Origin of the sequence: Teredinibacter purpureus (assembly GCF_014217335.1) — a bacterium.
Classification (GTDB): domain Bacteria; phylum Pseudomonadota; class Gammaproteobacteria; order Pseudomonadales; family Cellvibrionaceae; genus Teredinibacter; species Teredinibacter purpureus.
Window position 1 is genome coordinate 2,761,090 of the sequence record NZ_CP060092.1, and the last position, 16,671, is coordinate 2,777,760.

The window sequence follows — 16,671 nt, forward strand, 5'->3', positions numbered from 1 at the left end:
GGCGTGAAGATTTCAGTTTTAAACTTACATTTTTAGCTGTGTAGTGGTTTTAAATATAATGCTAGTTTCATAACGAAACAGTTCGTTTAGCTCTACCAGCATTAAACCGTGCAAACCACTCTAAAAGTCTGTTTTAGTATTTTAAGTTTTACTGGTTGCAAGCATATTTTAGTAACTCGTAAAAAGTGTTATTTTCGAGCGGGTAGTTTTAATGAAGAAAAAAGCAGAGCGGGGTAGTGGTGTAAAGTTTACCGGTCGTTCTTCTTAGGGTTTTCAGGTTTAGCGTTTACGGGTGTTCATGTAGCGTTGTTCGCCACTTTGGTAGCAAAGCTCCATTTGCGTTCCGCAACGCAGTGTTGGTGTTGTTTGGTGTATCGCCATTTAACAAGGCCATCATGCTGCGCCAGCAAGCTGGCTGGACAAATTTTCCGTTGTTTGTTTTGTGCTTTAACGCTACGCTAGCACAAAAAAACAACTCCAAATTTGCCGCATATGGCGGCGTTACTTGTCTATTAAAAAAAGTTTGGTGTGTAGTTAAGTTTCAGTAGGGTGTTCCTAAATTCGTTACCCTCCATCAAGTTTAGGTAAGCCACCTTTGGTCGCTTACAACGTGCTTCGTAAAAGGTAGATTTGGTAATCCGGTAAAGCTTCGTTGCAAAAAATCGCAACCAAACTTTACCTAGCAAAGGGAGTTTGCGGCTTATTCCTCCCGTTTGTTCCTTTCTGTTGGTTGCCATAATCACTTGTTGTTTTGGGTCAATTTTATGCCTTCTGTTTTGGCTATCCCACGGTTATAGTTGGGTCTAACCAAAGCTTCAGGCTTTTTAAACAAATACAGCAATTGGCGTAGCAGCGTAGTTAAAAGTGAGTAGGTGTTTGGTACAAGTAACAAATCGCTGCACACGGACGCATATTGCTACGCTCGTTTTTATGTATGTCGCGGTGCTCCATTTTACATAAAAACGCTCTCCGCAATATGCGCCGGTGAGCTCGGCGTTAAATGTATGAAAGTTGCACTCACATTTATAATCATTTTAATGCTTTCTAGTTGCGCAGCGGGTAGATTATCTGGGCGATTAGTCGCTGAATCGGGAGTGCCGATAGGCGGGGCCGAAGTTAAGCTATGGAAAAATCAGTTTTCATTCATGAGCTTGCCAGAGAATGTGGCAAGTACGAAAACAAAGGATGATGGAAGCTTTGAAATTTCTACGGATGAAAGGGTTTCGTTTGTAACATTCGATTCCGAAACGTGTTACGGCGTACTAAATAATATTTCAAAGTTACAAAAGGATGGTGAGAATGTTTCGTTCCCAGAATGCAAATAGTCTATACCAAAATACATTTAACAAGTTTGTCCAGCCGACGTTTTGGTCTTCGCTCCTTTTTGTGCATGGCCTTCGGCCATCTTCGCACAAAAATCCACTACAACCAAAACGCGGCTGACAAAGGCGTTATGTGATTTGAGAGAGTCATGAAGATAGGTCGTCAAAAATATTTATCCTTTACCCTTGGTGGGCTGGTTTTGATAATAGCGATGCTATGGGCAGTGAGTGGCATCCAGCAGCACGAGCTAGTGCTTGAAACAAGAAAGCAGATCTACTGCTTTAGTGGTTACCTTAAATATGTAATGTGTATCTCAGTTATGGTTTTCTGCCCTTCAATGGTTTATTCGGTTTTCTTTGGTTACAAATTATTAGGCTCTGGCAATAAACTAATATTCGCAACAGGCAGTAAATCATTTTTCGTGCTTAGTAGTTTCTTGTTATCAATGGTGTGTATTGTAATTTGCATTATCATAGCGAGCTTTAGTTGTGCTTAACTCACATAACAAGCCGCTCAACCATCAGCTGCTAGCGCAGCTTGGACCTCCGCTGCATTGCTCGTTTTGCGGTTTTTCGCTACGCTACCGCAAAACCTTCAACACAGCTCCGGCCGGTTAGCGGGGCGTTAAATAGCTCGGCAACATACTATTTATACGGCGTGAAGATTTCAGTTTTAAACTTACATTTTTAGCTGTGTAGTGGTTTTAAATATAATGCTAGTTTCATAACGAAACAGTTCGTTTAGCTCTACCAGCATTAAACCGTGCAAACCACTCTAAAAGTCTGTTTTAGTATTTTAAGTTTTACTGGTTGCAAGCATATTTTAGTAACTCGTAAAAAGTGTTATTTTCGAGCGGGTAGTTTTAATGAAGAAAAAAGCAGAGCGGGGTAGTGGTGTAAAGTTTACCGGTCGTTCTTCTTAGGGTTTTCAGGTTTAGCGTTTACGGGTGTTCATGTAGCGTTGTTCGCCACTTTGGTAGCAAAGCTCCATTTGCGTTCCGCAACGCAGTGTTGGTGTTGTTTGGTGTATCGCCATTTAACAAGGCCATCATGCTGCGCCAGCAAGCTGGCTGGACAAATTTTCCGTTGTTTGTTTTGTGCTTTAACGCTACGCTAGCACAAAAAAACAACTCCAAATTTGCCGCATATGGCGGCGTTATGGCGGGTTTAAATGATTTAGTTGTCGTTCCAGAATTTTTATTAAATTGAGAGTTCGCAGTTTAGTAAGTGCAATCGTGGAGAAAGAATAAATAGTTTCACTCGGCACAAGAATGTAGTGAAGTGGTTACAATAAAAAGTATTGGAACAAGGTGAGTCTAAAACTGTTCGTTCTTTGGCTCACCGTTTGGGATTCCACTGCGAAATAGAAAATGGGTGGTTCGCATCTTCAAGGCTCCATCAAGAAAGTGCGAATTGTAAGAATAGTAGTTTATACGGGTTGGGTTTTTAATAGGCTAAAGTTCCGCGTTTGCTCCACAACGAGCGCTGTAGAGAATAAGTGCCACCCAGCCCCCAGGTTATCAACTGAAGTGCAATGAAAGTGATTAACGAACATAGACTGCCTCCGGTGTTTCCATATTTAAACATTTTCTAGGTCGTCGGTTAAGTTTCATTGCAATTTTATCGCAATCCTTTTGAGTTATGCTCTTCATTGATTCTCCTTTAGGTAAATATTGTCGTATGAGACCGTTGGTATTTTCGTTTAACCCTCTTTCCCATGAGTGGTAGGGGTTGGCAAAGTAAAATGTTGAGTTAGTGACGTCTTCAATTTTTTTGTATTGATGAAACTCGGTACCGTTATCAGCGGTAATTGTTTTTACCTGATTAACCTGTTTTTTGATTAGCTGAATAACTTTTCGATTTAACTCGTCAGTCGTACGGTTCCTAATTTTGCCAATGATCGTGTATTTACTTTTTCGATCAACTAACGTGACAATTGAATGTTGATCGCGTGAACCATGAACGGTATCAATTTCGAAATGACCGATTCGGCTCTTATTTTCTGCCCCTAGAGGTCGCTCAGAGATATGGGCCTTATTGGCTAAAACGCCTCTAGAGTCAGGGCTTCTATATCTTTTTCGGCGTTTCTTGCTTGATTGACGTAAGTGCTTATAGAGATCCCCTGAATAAAACATGTTGTACCAAATATAGCGATAAATGGTCGAATGGCTGATCGATAATATATTGCACTTCTTAAGCCACAAGGAAACTTGTTCTGGGCTCCAATCGAGGCGTATTAAGGCGATGACCATCTGAAGCTCGGTATCATTGAATTGCCATTTACGACGAGACTCCCTCCGTATTCGAGAGGTACGTTTTACTGCTCGCGCTGCGCAGTATTTACCGTCTGGGCGACGATTTCGTTTTAACTCTCTGGAGATCGTGCAAGGATCGCGGCCTAAGGCCCGTGCAATATAGGCTTGAGATTTACGTTGCTTTAAATAGGCCGCTATAGTATATCTTTCATCAGTGGTGAGCTGGTGGTACATCATGAGGTCCCTCTTCTTGCCGGTCGAGAAAAACCATGAGTATCCCAGTTCACCCTATATAAAGGAAGATGCAGGCGCGTTGCACTTACTTTGCGAATTCGGCGCCCATAACAAAACGCTGCACTCGGACGCATATTGCTACGCTCGTTTTTATGTATGTCGCGGTGCTCCATTTTACATAAAAACGCTCTCCGCAATATGCGCCGGTGAGCTCGGCGTTAGGCAACCCACAAGGAGAGAGTTAAGTGTTTCGAATAATGGGGTTTGTGGCGCTAATTCTCTTGGTATCTGCATGCACCAAAATTGATTTCAAATCCGAAGAGCTACAGCCGGTTCAATCAAATTTTTCGGATGGAGACCTAAACATTATCGTATTGACTGAGGGCACGCTCATATCTCGTGAAGCTAACGAAAATCTGCATAGTCGAGGATATGCTTTTCCACCACGCATATTGATTCATGTCTCAGCAAATATTAAGCACAAAGATTCTCCGTTCACGATTACGTCGGTATCATTACGTGATGAGAGTCAAGCTAATTTACTTTTACTTAAACCAGAGAACCTTGTCCTTCGCGACTCATGGTACAAAGATATTGATAAATACGAAACCTATGGCCACCTAAAGAATATGGGGGGCTTAAACACAGTAAGAGATATATTAATTACACCGTGGATTAGCGATATTGAGATAAACAAAGATTATGTTTTTAGTTTTAGCTACATCAATCTCGAAGGCATTGAGAAGCTAATTAAAATTGACTATAAGGCTAAGCTAAATACTGAGAAGGGCTTCGTTCCATCAAAAACCTACTGGAATTCAATATAAATGCCTAACAAGTATAGCCACCTGACACAAATTGCAACGCGCCTTTTTGGTGTTCGCGTTACTCACATTTTACCAAAAAGGCGCGTCACAATTTGTGCAGGTGCTATAGGCGTTATGCACCAAGAGAGATCGGATGAATTTAGATAACTGGGTAAACATCGCCAGAGAAATTGGTTGTATTGATGAACATGGACAGGAAAGCTCATCAAGCGATAAAGCCCGCGAAGCAATAGAAATATTACTTGGTAAAGACTTCCTCAAAGAGGCCGTCAGGTACTATGTCTCTGGTGGTGCGGGCAGTGAACTTTTAAGAGGCGTTCTTTGGCAGCTTCATCCATATAGTTCGATGGAAGAGTGTTATCGAATATTCAAAACAGAAGAAGATGTTCAAACCAAACGAGACGCGGTTGAACTTCTTCGAGTTGTCGCAGACCGCAGAGCGTTAAAATGGGTTCCAGAGTTCCTTGCTCATGAAGATCAAGGTATTCAAAACTGGGGTATCGGTGTAATCGACCAACTTATTTTTTCTGAGCTATGTGATGGTGATGAAGTCTCTTCTATCATTCAAGCGGCAAAACAACACGAAAATGAACATGTGCGCGAAAAAGCTGAATATATTCTTTCAATGGTTGTGGCAAACGAAGAGCGAGATAATGTTCTTCAAGCACACTATGAGAGCAAAAATGCATAACAAGTGCAGCTTGCCGGACTTGGGTAAACTGTCACCTTTTTCGCGCTGCGCAGCAAAAAATCCGCCAGTTCACCCAAGCCGCAACTGCAGGCGTTAAATAGCTCGGCAACATACTATTTATACGGCGTGAAGATTTCAGTTTTAAACTTACATTTTTAGCTGTGTAGTGGTTTTAAATATTATGCTAGTTTCATAACGAAACAGTTCGTTTAGCTCTACCAGCATTAAACCGTGCAAACCACTCTAAAAGTCTGTTTTAGTATTTTAAGCTTTACTGGTTGCAAGCATATTTTAGTAACTCGTAAAAAGTGTTATTTTCGAGCGGGTAGTTTTAATGAAGAAAAAAGCAGAGCGGGGTAGTGGTGTAAAGTTTACCGGTCGTTCTTCTTAGGGTTTTCAGGTTTAGCGTTTACGGGTGTTCATGTAGCGTTGTTCGCCACTTTGGTAGCAAAGCTCCATTTGCGTTCCGCAACGCAGTGTTGGTGTTGTTTGGTGTATCGCCATTTAACAAGGCCATCATGCTGCGCCAGCAAGCTGGCTGGACAAATTTTCCGTTGTTTGTTTTGTGCTTTAACGCTACGCTAGCACAAAAAAACAACTCCAAATTTGCCGCATATGGCGGCGTTAGCTTTTGGTCTTACCCACAAAAAGTAGACACCATATTAGGCGCACTCTTGGTAATAAATTTCTTCAAACTCTGCAGGGCTTATATAGTCATTCGCAGAGTGGCGTCGTACGCGATTGTAAAACAATTCAATATATTCGAACACACTTGAATACGCGTCATTTAAGCCTATGTACGATTGACCAAACACTTCCTCTACTTTCAGACGTGAGAAGAAGGATTCCATTGCCGCATTATCCCAACAGTTACCCTTTCGGCTCATGCTGGGAGTTATATCAGCATCGTGCATCGCTAGGACATATTCTCCGGATCGATACTGCACTCCCTGATCTGAGTGAAGCAACAACCCTTGCTCGCATCCCCGACTTGAGGTGGCCATGTTAAGTGCATCTAAAATCAAATCCGTGGTCATTGTTTTATCCAATGACCAGCCAATGATCTTGCGGGAGAACAAGTCCATGATCACCGCCAAGTAAACGTGACCGTTCTTAACCGGTATATAGGTAATGTCCGACACCCACTTTTCATTTGGCTTAGTGGCCTCAAAGTCGCGATCCAATACGTTTTCAGCGAAGTTATTATCCCCTGAACCTTGATGACCATACTTGAAGCGTTTGCCGTTACGGGCCTTTAGACCCTCTTCCTGCATAATTTTAGCAACATGATTAACTGAGCAAGCGAAGCCTTTTTCATGCAGCTCATAGATTAATCTAGGCGCACCGTATCGTGCCTTAAACTCCTCAAAAGTCTCACTGATAGCCTTGCGCAGCATTTCTCGATACTCATACTCGAAACTAGGCTCTCGTTCGCGCCATTTGTAATAACCTGATCTGCTGACAGCTAACCACCCCGCCATCTTGATTATTGGGAATTGACCACGAAGCGACTCCATGTAGGCATACCTCACCAGCTTGGCTTGCTGAAGTATGCCGTCGCTTTTTTTAGGAATTCGTTCTCTTCTTTCAGGTCGCTTATTGTCCGCTGCAGCTCGCGTACAGTCTCGCTTTCAGGCTTTGAGTAATCCACACCATTCACACCATTAAATTGTTTTTCGGATAGTCGCTTATATTGACGTCGCCAATTATAGATTTGACCGGGGTGAATACCCAACTCTCTCGCCACTTCAGCAGCTGAGGTGTCAGGCCCTTCTGAGCGTCGAACGGCCTCCCTACGAAAATCTTCGGTGTAATGGTTGTATTTGTTCTTAGTTTTTTTAGTCATAATTAATACCTCATTAGGTGGGAATGAGGTGTCTACTTTTCGTGGGTAGCTCTACTTTATAGAAGGCTCAATAAATTTATATGTCTAGTGCTACCGAATATACAAAAAAGATAATAGAGGCTTTTAGCCAATATCTTCCTATTCAATGGGAGAATGAACGCCCGTTTATTGTAGAAGAGCAAGTAACAAAAAGTGGAGTCATATCTCTGAGAAAAGCAATCCATGATCTGCATAGTAGTGATCTAAAAGATAAAGCGATTCTAGATCTTGAAGAATATGGAAGATCTAAAAGTATTCAGACTTCGGGTGTAGGGCTCGCTGAAGATTTCAATACATTCGTAAACCTCGGCTTGTTAATAGGTGAGCGGGTTGTACTTTGGGATACCGTCCTTCTTGGTGCTCTATTTCCAAATGATGGAGAATTATCAGTCAGCTACTTGTGCTCTATAGCTATAGAATACGCTCTATTGGGCCCCGCTATAGAAAATGAGCATATTGTAATCCTTCCACACCCCGGTACATGGTTAGATAGGTGCAGGCACTATTATCAAGCTGTTTATGAAATTGAAGACGTGTCTCCTGCTTTTTCAGGGTACCTTCATTCGAGAGCGCTATTGGACGAGGGATTTAATTTGCATCCCTATACGTTAAATTTTACGTCAGAAATTAATGGCAACAAATATGACGTTAAATCCGCAATCAATCTATTAGATAAACAAGGTGCAAGGAATGATAAGAAAGAAATTTCAGCTGATGACTTAATAATGGATGTGGAGTTCGGCTATCTAAAAGATATCGAAACTAGGCAACTCAGCAATTTCGTAAAATCTCACACTGCATGGAAGAGGGCACTCGATAATCTACTTAAAGTTCCAGACTACATAAGTACCGAGGCGGATTTGTCGGATTACATTTCAGGGATCAAAGAAACCGTTCAGAAAGGTATTCATGCAGAAAACCATGATTTACGCAGTAACTCCCACAATATGAAGAAAGAGGGAGTGGGATTAACTGGCGGTTTGATGAGTGTAACCTCAAGTGTTGCTTTAGCAGTCAGTTCTCCAACAATCGCTAGTTCGCTCAATGCGAGTGCCGTTGCTGTTGGTGTCTTTGGTGTGGGTCTATCCGCGTATTCAGCCTATCTGGCGCTTAGTAAAGTGGTTGAAAAGCCGAAGGAGGATGTCGTCACTCTGTACCAAGGATTTACAATAGTTCGGGATATGGATGAAGCTAACAAAAAGCTCAAACGGATGCAGCAAGCTGCACCGTTTAGCTAGGCGTTAGGGCTAAGGAGCTGCCAATGAAACCGTTTATGCTCATTCTGACTGTTACGTTTTTGATTTCATGCTCAATGATAGGTAATCGTACGATCGAAATAACGGGGAGGGTGATAGATAAAGATAGTGGTGTACCCTTGCCAAATATATCAATAGAGGCATATCACTTCCATAAATGGAATTCGTTTGTTTCGAAATATGAGCCGATGGCCTCGGCGACGACTAGAGAGAATGGTGAGTTTAGCCTATTAGTTAAATTTGGGGCTTCAATAGAATTGATTAGTTTAGTTCCCGACAGCACCAAAATAGGATCGCGATATAGAATTCGGGCCTCTACAGAGTCAGGCCAAGAAACCATTGTCATGAAGCATGATCGAAATCCTGTTCCTATTATAGAATCACCTCCTTGCTTGTTGGTAAAAGGCGGCGGCCCGTGTAATGAAAAGCCCTAACAAGGCTATCAAATTGACGTCTTTTCCGTCGATTGTTTTGTGGTTTTACGCTACGCTACCACAAAACAATCAACTCCAAAGCCGCAATTTATAGCGGCGTTCTGTGTAACAAGGATTTTGGTTTGAAATATATAGCAGTATGTTTTTTCCTTTGTTTAAATTCACTTGAGTGCAAGGCGGAAAGTATTGGGTACATGAGTATAGAGCTATTGTATGATTCAAAATCTGTAGATGAGTGTAAATTTCTTGGTGATATGATTGGCTCTAAAACGAATGTTTCATTGTCTTCCCATGAAGGTGAAGCAATTGTTCTTGGTCTTCTAAATGGCTGGCGTCACGAAGCCTATTTGTCTGGTGCAAATGTACTAAATATAGAGAGGGTATACTTACAGGAAGGCCAAGAGTATAACTCTGAAATGAACGGTTTTTATCGTACATCTGCACATGATCAAAACAGAGTCATTCTATATCCTAAGGCATACATATGTGCCAAGTAACACAGAACAAGGCCAGTCAATCTGACCTCCGTAAACTGTCTTCTTTTTTGCAAAAAGACGCAAAAAACCAGCCAATTTACTCCGGCAGTTGCTGGCGGCGTTATGGCGGGTTTAAATGATTTAGTTGTCGTTCCAGAATTTTTATTAAATTGAGAGTTCGCAGTTTAGTAAGTGCAATCGTGGAGAAAGAATAAATAGTTTCACTCGGCACAAGAATGTAGTGAAGTGGTTACAATAAAAAGTATTGGAACAAGGTGAGTCTAAAACTGTTCGTTCTTTGTTCTGGTCAAGTAAAACCGGACACCTATTTTTTATAAATTCCCTGCTAACGCGCTTCACTTGTTGACTGCAGAATGGAAGTGTCGAACCTGCTCTATTCGAGCAGAACCGACTCTTCCATTTTGCAGCACATACTTGGATTCTTCGTATTTTATTGGCGATAAATCTTCATTCGCCGAATGAAAACGATGTACATTGTAGTAGCGCATATATTTGCCCACGTCAGTCTTCATGTGCGCTCTTGTCGGCTGCGCAATCTTAAATATCCAATCGTGTTTAAGGCTTCCGAAGAAGCGTTCAACAACCGCATTATCCCAACAGGCACCAACGTCTCCCATACTCGCCCGCATATCGTAAGCCGCTAGAAGTTTTCGATAGCGCTTACTGGTATATTGTGAGCCTCTATCGCTATGAAAAACTAAGCCTTTAGGCGGCTGTCTTAGGTTGTAGGCCTTTATCAGGGCCTTGCTCACTAAATTAGTTGTCATGCGCTTATCAATGTACCAACCAACAATTCGACGCGAGTACAAATCCATAATAATCGCCAAATACATCCAACCTTCGCCGGTCTTCAGGTAAGTGACATCGCCCGCCCAAATTTGATCCGGCCCCACTGGGTTAAAATTCTGATTCAGCAAGTTGTCGGCTACGGCATCCGAGGTTTTGCGTTTGGTTGTCACTTTATAGGCGGTTCGCTGAGTGACCCTTAAGCCAAGCTTGCGCATCAAGTTACGAACCCGATAACGACCAATCTGAAAGCCTTCTTCGCGTAATTTCTTCATCATCTCGCGACTACCCAGGCTATTGCGACTCTGCTCGAAAAGCCACTTCATCCTACGGTGTAGGTGCAAGGTATCGCTTGTTATCACTGTGCCTGGGCGCTTAAGCCAATCGTAATAGGACGTTTTCCCAACGCCCATCACGCGACACAACATAACTACAGGAAAGCGAGGTGATTCAGTCTGAATGAAATCGTACTTTACTTCATTTCTTTCGCAAAGAAGGCACTGGCCTTTTTTAAAATCTCTTTCTCCATGCGCAGCTCTTTGTTTTCCTTGCGCAAGCGCTTAAGCTCGACTCTCTCATCCTCGGCCAGCACTTCACCTGCCTCACTAGACTCCACCTTTTCTTTCCATTTGTAGAGCATGTTGGTTGCGATACCCAACGATTTAGCGGCCTCAGGAACGGAATAGCCTTGTTCTCGAACAAGCGCAACGGCCTCCTCCTTAAACTCTTTCGGGTACTGCTTGTAAGTACGCTTCTGACTCATAATGACACCTTAATTGTTGACTAATATTGTCTCTCATTAAAGTGTCCGGTGCTATTAGACCACTACACTTTGGCTCACCGTTTGGGATTCCACTGCGAAATAGAAAATGGGTGGTTCGCATCTTCAAGGCTCCATCAAGAAAGTGCGAATTGTAAGAATAGTAGTTTATACGGGTTGGGTTTTTAATAGGCTAAAGTTCCGCGTTTGCTCCACAACGAGCGCTGTAGAGAATAAGTGCCACCCAGCCCATAACAAAACGCTGCACTCGGACGCATATTGCTACGCTCGTTTTTATGTATGTCGCGGTGCTCCATTTTACATAAAAACGCTCTCCGCAATATGCGCCGGTGAGCTCGGCGTTAAGGCTTACATGCCCGAAGAACTAGAATTTATAATAAAAGTAATATTTGTCGTAGTTGGAATTGGCGGTGCTTTGTATTCTGTTTGCACAAGTATAATGGCGAAAATCTCGTGTAGCTGGGTTCCAGTCGAAGGGGAAATCACTCACCATGAAATGGATGAGAGTAGAGATAATGATGGCGACTATATGTATAAGGCTAAAGTTGAATATGTCTATGAGTATAAGCGTCGTACATACAAAGGAAAGCGAATTGCTTTTGGGTTTGGTTCGTGGAATATTAGGTCGCTTGTTTACAGAGCTTATGGCGAAGCAATATCAAATTACCCAAAAGTAAGGGTTTATGTAAATCAAAACTCACCGAAGGTATCAAGTATTTTAGTAGGCATTCGTAGTTTTCACGATGCCAATATACTATTTTTTGGTTTTTGGAATATTATCGTATATATGGCCTTAACAAATATGTCCAGTTGACGTTTTGGTCTACGCTCCGTTTTGGGGTGGCTGCGCCACCTTACCCCAAAACTCCACTACAACCAAAACGCAACTGACATAGGCGTTATACACGTACGGAGTAACGGTGAGAAATTTAATTTTTAGCTTCAGTTTTCTTTTCGTGATGTTTTGCGAAAGTGTTTATGCGAGGCAGATCTGTGAAGGGGAGGTGCCGCTAAAGTCAGTGCCACCGGCATACCCTTCAATGGAATCGCCGGTGGGACATAGCGGATATGTCATTATTGAATTTACTATTGACTATAAGGGAGAGGTCAACTCGCCAAAAGTTCTCGAAGCTGTGTCTCAACCGACTGAGCGATTTGCAAAGCCATTCGCTCAGTCAGCTCTTGTAGCACTAAAACAGTGGGAGTATGAAGCTAGACAAATCGCTTGTGAATCTTCACAAAAATTTATATTTGAACTAACTGAATGAAATGTATAACAAATTGCTCCTGCTGACATTTTTTCCGTTGCTTCTTTTGTGCTTAATAGCACAAAAGCATCCACTCCAAAAATTCAGCAGAGCAAGGCGTTAGGCACTCGTAGGGAAAGATATGAGCGAAACGAAAGAAAGGTTTAATCCAAGAGAGATTGAGGAGCTAGATGAAGTTATTCGTAGTTCCTACAACGATTTTGTACGCCTAGAACGTAGAAATCTTTTACTATCATCGTCTATCACTATCATCACTGCGTTTTCAGGTATTAATCCGAGTAAAGGGTCGATCTTGGGGTTTTCATTTGAAAATCTAACAGAGTCGGCTTTCTTTGCGATTCTCCTAGCTATAACCGCATACTTTTTGTCAGCGTTTTTAATTTATTCTGTACCAAATTATCGAGATGCCAAGCAGGCTCGCCGGAAAATAGTTTCTGAATCAGGCTCATTAGAATACAGCCGACCTTGGTATTCTATAGTTCCACCGAATATCGGTACAGATTCGAGGTACTTCAGTTGGGTATTTATACATTTTGTGTCGCCTGTATTGGCTGGTCTTATTTCATGTATTATTGCGGTCGTGAAAATTGCCTAACAAGGCTGTAAACCTGACCCAAATTACTACGCGATTTTGTGCAATACGCTGCGCGCATTTTCGCACAAAACTGCTCCATAATTTGGGCAGGTTACAGCGGCGTTAGCACTTAGAGCTACCCACGAAAAGTAGACACCTCATTCCCACCTAATGAGGTATTAATTATGACTAAAAAAACTAAGAACAAATACAACCATTACACCGAAGATTTTCGTAGGGAGGCCGTTCGACGCTCAGAAGGGCCTGACACCTCAGCTGCTGAAGTGGCGAGAGAGTTGGGTATTCACCCCGGTCAAATCTATAATTGGCGACGTCAATATAAGCGACTATCCGAAAAACAATTTAATGGTGTGAATGGTGTGGATTACTCAAAGCCTGAAAGCGAGACTGTACGCGAGCTGCAGCGGACAATAAGCGACCTGAAAGAAGAGAACGAATTCCTAAAAAAAGCGACGGCATACTTCAGCAAGCCAAGCTGGTGAGGTATGCCTACATGGAGTCGCTTCGTGGTCAATTCCCAATAATCAAGATGGCGGGGTGGTTAGCTGTCAGCAGATCAGGTTATTACAAATGGCGCGAACGAGAGCCTAGTTTCGAGTATGAGTATCGAGAAATGCTGCGCAAGGCTATCAGTGAGACTTTTGAGGAGTTTAAGGCACGATACGGTGCGCCTAGATTAATCTATGAGCTGCATGAAAAAGGCTTCGCTTGCTCAGTTAATCATGTTGCTAAAATTATGCAGGAAGAGGGTCTAAAGGCCCGTAACGGCAAACGCTTCAAGTATGGTCATCAAGGTTCAGGGGATAATAACTTCGCTGAAAACGTATTGGATCGCGACTTTGAGGCCACTAAGCCAAATGAAAAGTGGGTGTCGGACATTACCTATATACCGGTTAAGAACGGTCACGTTTACTTGGCGGTGATCATGGACTTGTTCTCCCGCAAGATCATTGGCTGGTCATTGGATAAAACAATGACCACGGATTTGATTTTAGATGCACTTAACATGGCCACCTCAAGTCGGGGATGCGAGCAAGGGTTGTTGCTTCACTCAGATCAGGGAGTGCAGTATCGATCCGGAGAATATGTCCTAGCGATGCACGATGCTGATATAACTCCCAGCATGAGCCGAAAGGGTAACTGTTGGGATAATGCGGCAATGGAATCCTTCTTCTCACGTCTGAAAGTAGAGGAAGTGTTTGGTCAATCGTACATAGGCTTAAATGACGCGTATTCAAGTGTGTTCGAATATATTGAATTGTTTTACAATCGCGTACGACGCCACTCTGCGAATGACTATATAAGCCCTGCAGAGTTTGAAGAAATTTATTACCAAGAGTGCGCCTAATATGGTGTCTACTTTTTGTGGGTAAGACCAAGCTATATATGACCGAGGATTATGGGAAGGTTTTAGAGTGGTCGGTTTGGGCTAATCTCGATAAGCACAAGGATACTGAACTGGTGTTACTGAAAGGACATCTTATATTGGAAGTATTTATTGATAACTTTATTAAAAACAACACATCTGAAAATATCAATAAACTTTCTTTTTACGGTAAGGTCAAGAAGCTTGAAAAAATATCTGCTACTGTGGGTTTTGAAAGCAGCTTAGTTGAATGTTTGTTTGAACTGAACACTATACGTAATAAGTTTGCACATGAATGGCAATTCTCAATCCAGTCAAGTGGCATGGACGTATGGGCTAAAAATGTCCTATCAAGAGTATCAGCTACTAAATACACTAGATTTACGCCAAGAACAAAAATAGTTCATTCGTTCTCTGCTTTAGCTAACGAATTAATTGAACTTGAAAAAAGGCTCTAACAAACATGTCAACCGGACAATTTTTTGCTACGTTCTTTTGTGAATTTCGCTGCGCTACATTATTTCACAAAATCTCTACGCAAAAAATTGCGCGGTTACATGGGCGTTAGGGCTCAAGGAATCTGAACCATGAAAGTTGTATCAATTATATTTTTTCTCTTATTCTCGGCGGGCACCATCGCGGGAATGAGTGAACTTGAGGAACAGGCTAAATCTGGTGATGCCAATGCCCAATACCTTATGGGTTACAGTTTCGAGATGGGGCAGAACAATCCCGTAAACCTCAGCAAAGCTATCAAGTGGTACAAAGAAGCATCTGCCAATAACAACCCAAGAGCTATGCATCGCCTAGGGCTCATGTACGCAACAGGAAGTGGTGTACCAAGTGATTTCGCTAAAACAGCAGAACTATTTGAGGCTGCAGCAAAGCAGAAAGATCCTGCAGCTCAAATGGATTACACAATGTTGCTATTTGGAATGGCTCCACCAGAGTATAAAAACTCTGTCGAGGCATATGCATGGTTTGCTGTTATAGAGGCAAACGACCCAACAGCATATGCAAGCATTAAAGACCTTAAGCCAAAGCTTGAGGCTGAGCTTTCAAAAAAACAATTGCAGCACGCTATTGATCTAGGAGCTGAGTATATTGCCAAGTACAGCCCTAACAAGTAAAGCCAGCATCGCCCCTGCGGGGCTGGACCTCCGTTTCGGCGCTTCGCGCTAGACCTGCACCACTTTGGCGGACAGTTATTTACTGTTTAGTTAAAGGGGTAAAAAATGGGTTTAACAAAGAAGAAACATTACGAAAGCTACACGTTGGCTTTTAAAGTCAAGGCGGTGAGAGAGAGTAAGAAGCGTGGCGTTAGGGCGGTCGATGTTGCTAAGGCGCTTGGGATTCATCCCGTCATGCTTTACCGTTGGCGCCAAGAATATAAAGAAGGCCGTCTATCCGAGAATAAACACATGCAAATTAAAGCCCCTCCACCCAAAAAGTCTAGAGAAGACAGTGACGCACTTAAGCGCGCAGAAACGCGAATAAAGGAATTGGAAAAACGACTAGCCTCCAAAGAGGAAGAGGTCGTTATTCTAAAAAAGGCAAAACGGTTCTTCTCGGATCAGCGCAGGAAAGATACGCGTTCATAGAGGAGAACCGGGGGGCTCATAAGGTCGTTAGGATGTGTGAATATCTGGATGTCTCAACAACTGGCTATTACGATTGGCGCGAGCGTGGGGAAAGCAGTCGAGCGCAGTACGATAGTATTCTCGTTGATGAGATAACAAAGATGCATGTAGGTCATGAAAGAAATTATGGCGCTATACGAGTTCACCCATACCTAAAAAACCTAGGGTTTCCCTGTAGTCGCAGGCGGATCAACAGATTAATGAAAGCGTATTCAATAACCTCTATATACCACGCATATCGGCATAATCGCGCTTCAGGCAGTAATTCATTAAAGGTGGATAATGTATTAGCTGAGTCGCCACCAGCAGCATCGGTAGGTCGACATTGGGCTGGGGATATGACATACATTAAGACTCGAGAGGGGTCTGTATATATGGCGGCTGTACTAGACCTATTTACTCGTAAGGTTGTTGGTTGGGGTTTTTCCAGAAACCATGATGCCGATTTGGTATGCGGCGCGCTGAAGATGTCGTTGGAATATGAAGAGGCAAAACCTGGGTGTTTGTTTCATAGTGATCAGGGCTCGGAGTACTGCTCGGACATTTATCAGGAGGCCGTAGCGAACGCAGGCATGGTTAGTAGTATGAGCCGAGCTGGTACGCCAACAGATAATGCTTTTGTAGAATCATTTTTTAAGACATTAAAGAATGAATTGGTGCATCATTGGAAGTTTAATAATATGGTCGAATGTGTCGCTAGGATTGTTGACTACGTTGAGTTTTATAATGAGGATAGATTACACTCTAGCCTCAATTATGTATCACCAAATACATATCAAAATATAAATGTTTAGTGTCCGTCAAAGTGGTGCAAGTCTACGCCTACACTGCGGC

Annotated in this window: 19 protein-coding genes; 15 read left to right on the plus strand and 4 right to left on the minus strand. The window is 42.5% G+C overall.

Features of this window, described 5'->3' with window-relative positions; translation table 11 throughout:
- Positions 1-1,004: 1,004 nt before the first annotated feature.
- Positions 1,005-1,325, plus strand: coding sequence for a transthyretin-like family protein (locus H5647_RS12105; RefSeq protein WP_162926379.1), 321 nt, complete (start codon positions 1,005-1,007; stop codon positions 1,323-1,325).
- A gap of 1,541 nt (positions 1,326-2,866) precedes the next feature.
- Here H5647_RS12105 and H5647_RS12110 read toward each other — a convergent pair.
- Complete coding sequence (locus H5647_RS12110; protein ID WP_045856342.1) at positions 2,867-3,814, minus strand: IS30 family transposase; 948 nt, start codon at positions 3,812-3,814, stop codon at positions 2,867-2,869.
- 242 nt (positions 3,815-4,056) lie between these two features.
- Here H5647_RS12110 and H5647_RS12115 point away from each other — a divergent pair, with 242 nt between their 5' ends.
- Both H5647_RS12115 and H5647_RS12120 read left to right on the plus strand, forming a co-directional pair.
- Positions 4,057-4,638, plus strand: coding sequence for a hypothetical protein (locus H5647_RS12115; RefSeq protein ID WP_162926380.1), 582 nt, complete (start codon positions 4,057-4,059; stop codon positions 4,636-4,638).
- A 133-nt stretch (positions 4,639-4,771) separates the two neighbouring features.
- Entirely contained in the window at positions 4,772-5,329 is a 558-nt protein-coding gene (locus H5647_RS12120) for a hypothetical protein (protein ID WP_045858865.1), read from the plus strand.
- A 662-nt stretch (positions 5,330-5,991) separates the two neighbouring features.
- On the opposite strand, the gene H5647_RS12125 is transcribed toward H5647_RS12120, so the two are convergent.
- Both H5647_RS12125 and H5647_RS12130 read right to left on the minus strand, forming a co-directional pair.
- Entirely contained in the window at positions 5,992-6,903 is a 912-nt protein-coding gene (locus H5647_RS12125; RefSeq protein ID WP_121495349.1) for an IS3 family transposase, read from the minus strand.
- Positions 6,858-7,175 (minus strand): transposase, encoded by a 318-nt coding sequence (locus tag H5647_RS12130; protein ID WP_045856786.1) that lies wholly within the window; start codon positions 7,173-7,175, stop codon positions 6,858-6,860. Before H5647_RS12130 ends, H5647_RS12125 begins: the two co-directional genes overlap by 46 nt.
- 80 nt (positions 7,176-7,255) lie before the next feature.
- On the opposite strand from H5647_RS12130, the gene H5647_RS12135 reads away from it, so the two are divergent.
- The 3 genes from H5647_RS12135 (at position 7,256) to H5647_RS12145 (ending at position 9,401) form a co-directional block, all read left to right on the plus strand.
- Positions 7,256-8,452 (plus strand): hypothetical protein, encoded by a 1,197-nt coding sequence (locus tag H5647_RS12135; protein WP_045858867.1) that lies wholly within the window; start codon positions 7,256-7,258, stop codon positions 8,450-8,452.
- Between the two features lie 23 nt (positions 8,453-8,475).
- On the plus strand, positions 8,476-8,904 hold the full coding sequence (locus H5647_RS12140; RefSeq protein WP_045858868.1) for a carboxypeptidase-like regulatory domain-containing protein: 429 nt from the start codon (positions 8,476-8,478) through the stop codon (positions 8,902-8,904).
- 194 nt (positions 8,905-9,098) lie between these two features.
- Positions 9,099-9,401, plus strand: coding sequence for a hypothetical protein (locus H5647_RS12145; protein ID WP_045857980.1), 303 nt, complete (start codon positions 9,099-9,101; stop codon positions 9,399-9,401).
- A 335-nt stretch (positions 9,402-9,736) separates the two neighbouring features.
- Here H5647_RS12145 and H5647_RS12150 read toward each other — a convergent pair.
- Positions 9,737-10,950 (minus strand): IS3 family transposase gene (locus H5647_RS12150; protein ID WP_236074878.1). Its coding sequence is split into 2 segments (ribosomal slippage): positions 9,737-10,701 and positions 10,701-10,950, totalling 1,215 coding nucleotides; the frame shifts between segments, so codons are not numbered across the junction.
- A 370-nt stretch (positions 10,951-11,320) separates the two neighbouring features.
- On the opposite strand from H5647_RS12150, the gene H5647_RS12155 reads away from it, so the two are divergent.
- The 9 genes from H5647_RS12155 to H5647_RS12195 all read left to right on the plus strand — a co-directional run bounded on the left by H5647_RS12155 (position 11,321) and on the right by H5647_RS12195 (position 16,631).
- Positions 11,321-11,782, plus strand: coding sequence for a DUF3592 domain-containing protein (locus H5647_RS12155; RefSeq protein WP_162926381.1), 462 nt, complete (start codon positions 11,321-11,323; stop codon positions 11,780-11,782).
- Positions 11,783-11,888: 106 nt separating this feature from the next.
- Positions 11,889-12,236, plus strand: coding sequence for a TonB family protein (locus H5647_RS12160; protein WP_045858874.1), 348 nt, complete (start codon positions 11,889-11,891; stop codon positions 12,234-12,236).
- Between the two features lie 121 nt (positions 12,237-12,357).
- Positions 12,358-12,831, plus strand: coding sequence for a hypothetical protein (locus tag H5647_RS12165; RefSeq protein WP_045858876.1), 474 nt, complete (start codon positions 12,358-12,360; stop codon positions 12,829-12,831).
- Positions 12,832-12,995: 164 nt separating this feature from the next.
- Positions 12,996-13,313 carry a transposase gene (locus H5647_RS12170; protein ID WP_045856786.1) on the plus strand — a complete coding sequence of 106 codons (318 nt, stop codon included), beginning with the start codon at positions 12,996-12,998 and terminating at the stop codon, positions 13,311-13,313.
- Positions 13,289-14,179 carry an IS3 family transposase gene (locus H5647_RS12175; protein WP_236075034.1) on the plus strand — a complete coding sequence of 297 codons (891 nt, stop codon included), beginning with the start codon at positions 13,289-13,291 and terminating at the stop codon, positions 14,177-14,179. The genes H5647_RS12170 and H5647_RS12175 overlap by 25 nt, the downstream gene beginning before the upstream one ends.
- A 17-nt stretch (positions 14,180-14,196) precedes the next feature.
- Positions 14,197-14,655 carry a hypothetical protein gene (locus H5647_RS12180; protein WP_045858878.1) on the plus strand — a complete coding sequence of 153 codons (459 nt, stop codon included), beginning with the start codon at positions 14,197-14,199 and terminating at the stop codon, positions 14,653-14,655.
- 129 nt (positions 14,656-14,784) lie between these two features.
- Entirely contained in the window at positions 14,785-15,327 is a 543-nt protein-coding gene (locus H5647_RS12185) for a tetratricopeptide repeat protein (protein WP_052692036.1), read from the plus strand.
- A gap of 105 nt (positions 15,328-15,432) precedes the next feature.
- Positions 15,433-15,798, plus strand: a complete 366-nt coding sequence (locus tag H5647_RS12190) for a transposase (protein ID WP_045856502.1) — start codon at positions 15,433-15,435, stop codon at positions 15,796-15,798.
- Positions 15,795-16,631 (plus strand): IS3 family transposase, encoded by an 837-nt coding sequence (locus H5647_RS12195; RefSeq protein ID WP_236075025.1) that lies wholly within the window; start codon positions 15,795-15,797, stop codon positions 16,629-16,631. Before H5647_RS12190 ends, H5647_RS12195 begins: the two co-directional genes overlap by 4 nt.
- The last annotated feature ends 40 nt before the right edge of the window (positions 16,632-16,671 follow it).

What these genes read in the sequence shown, in the direction of transcription:
- H5647_RS12140 (WP_045858868.1), top strand. Translation starts at nt 8,476, where the DNA reads ATGAAACCGTTTATGCTCATTCTGACTGTTACGTTTTTGATTTCATGC.
- H5647_RS12145 (WP_045857980.1), top strand. Translation starts at nt 9,099, where the DNA reads ATGAGTATAGAGCTATTGTATGATTCAAAATCTGTAGATGAGTGTAAA.
- H5647_RS12185 (WP_052692036.1), top strand. Translation starts at nt 14,785, where the DNA reads ATGAAAGTTGTATCAATTATATTTTTTCTCTTATTCTCGGCGGGCACC.
- H5647_RS12155 (WP_162926381.1), top strand. Translation starts at nt 11,321, where the DNA reads ATGCCCGAAGAACTAGAATTTATAATAAAAGTAATATTTGTCGTAGTT.
- H5647_RS12130 (WP_045856786.1), bottom strand. Translation starts at nt 7,175, where the DNA reads ATGACTAAAAAAACTAAGAACAAATACAACCATTACACCGAAGATTTT.
- H5647_RS12170 (WP_045856786.1), top strand. Translation starts at nt 12,996, where the DNA reads ATGACTAAAAAAACTAAGAACAAATACAACCATTACACCGAAGATTTT.
- H5647_RS12165 (WP_045858876.1), top strand. Translation starts at nt 12,358, where the DNA reads ATGAGCGAAACGAAAGAAAGGTTTAATCCAAGAGAGATTGAGGAGCTA.
- H5647_RS12190 (WP_045856502.1), top strand. Translation starts at nt 15,433, where the DNA reads ATGGGTTTAACAAAGAAGAAACATTACGAAAGCTACACGTTGGCTTTT.
- H5647_RS12105 (WP_162926379.1), top strand. Translation starts at nt 1,005, where the DNA reads ATGAAAGTTGCACTCACATTTATAATCATTTTAATGCTTTCTAGTTGC.
- H5647_RS12120 (WP_045858865.1), top strand. Translation starts at nt 4,772, where the DNA reads ATGAATTTAGATAACTGGGTAAACATCGCCAGAGAAATTGGTTGTATT.
- H5647_RS12135 (WP_045858867.1), top strand. Translation starts at nt 7,256, where the DNA reads ATGTCTAGTGCTACCGAATATACAAAAAAGATAATAGAGGCTTTTAGC.
- H5647_RS12110 (WP_045856342.1), bottom strand. Translation starts at nt 3,814, where the DNA reads ATGATGTACCACCAGCTCACCACTGATGAAAGATATACTATAGCGGCC.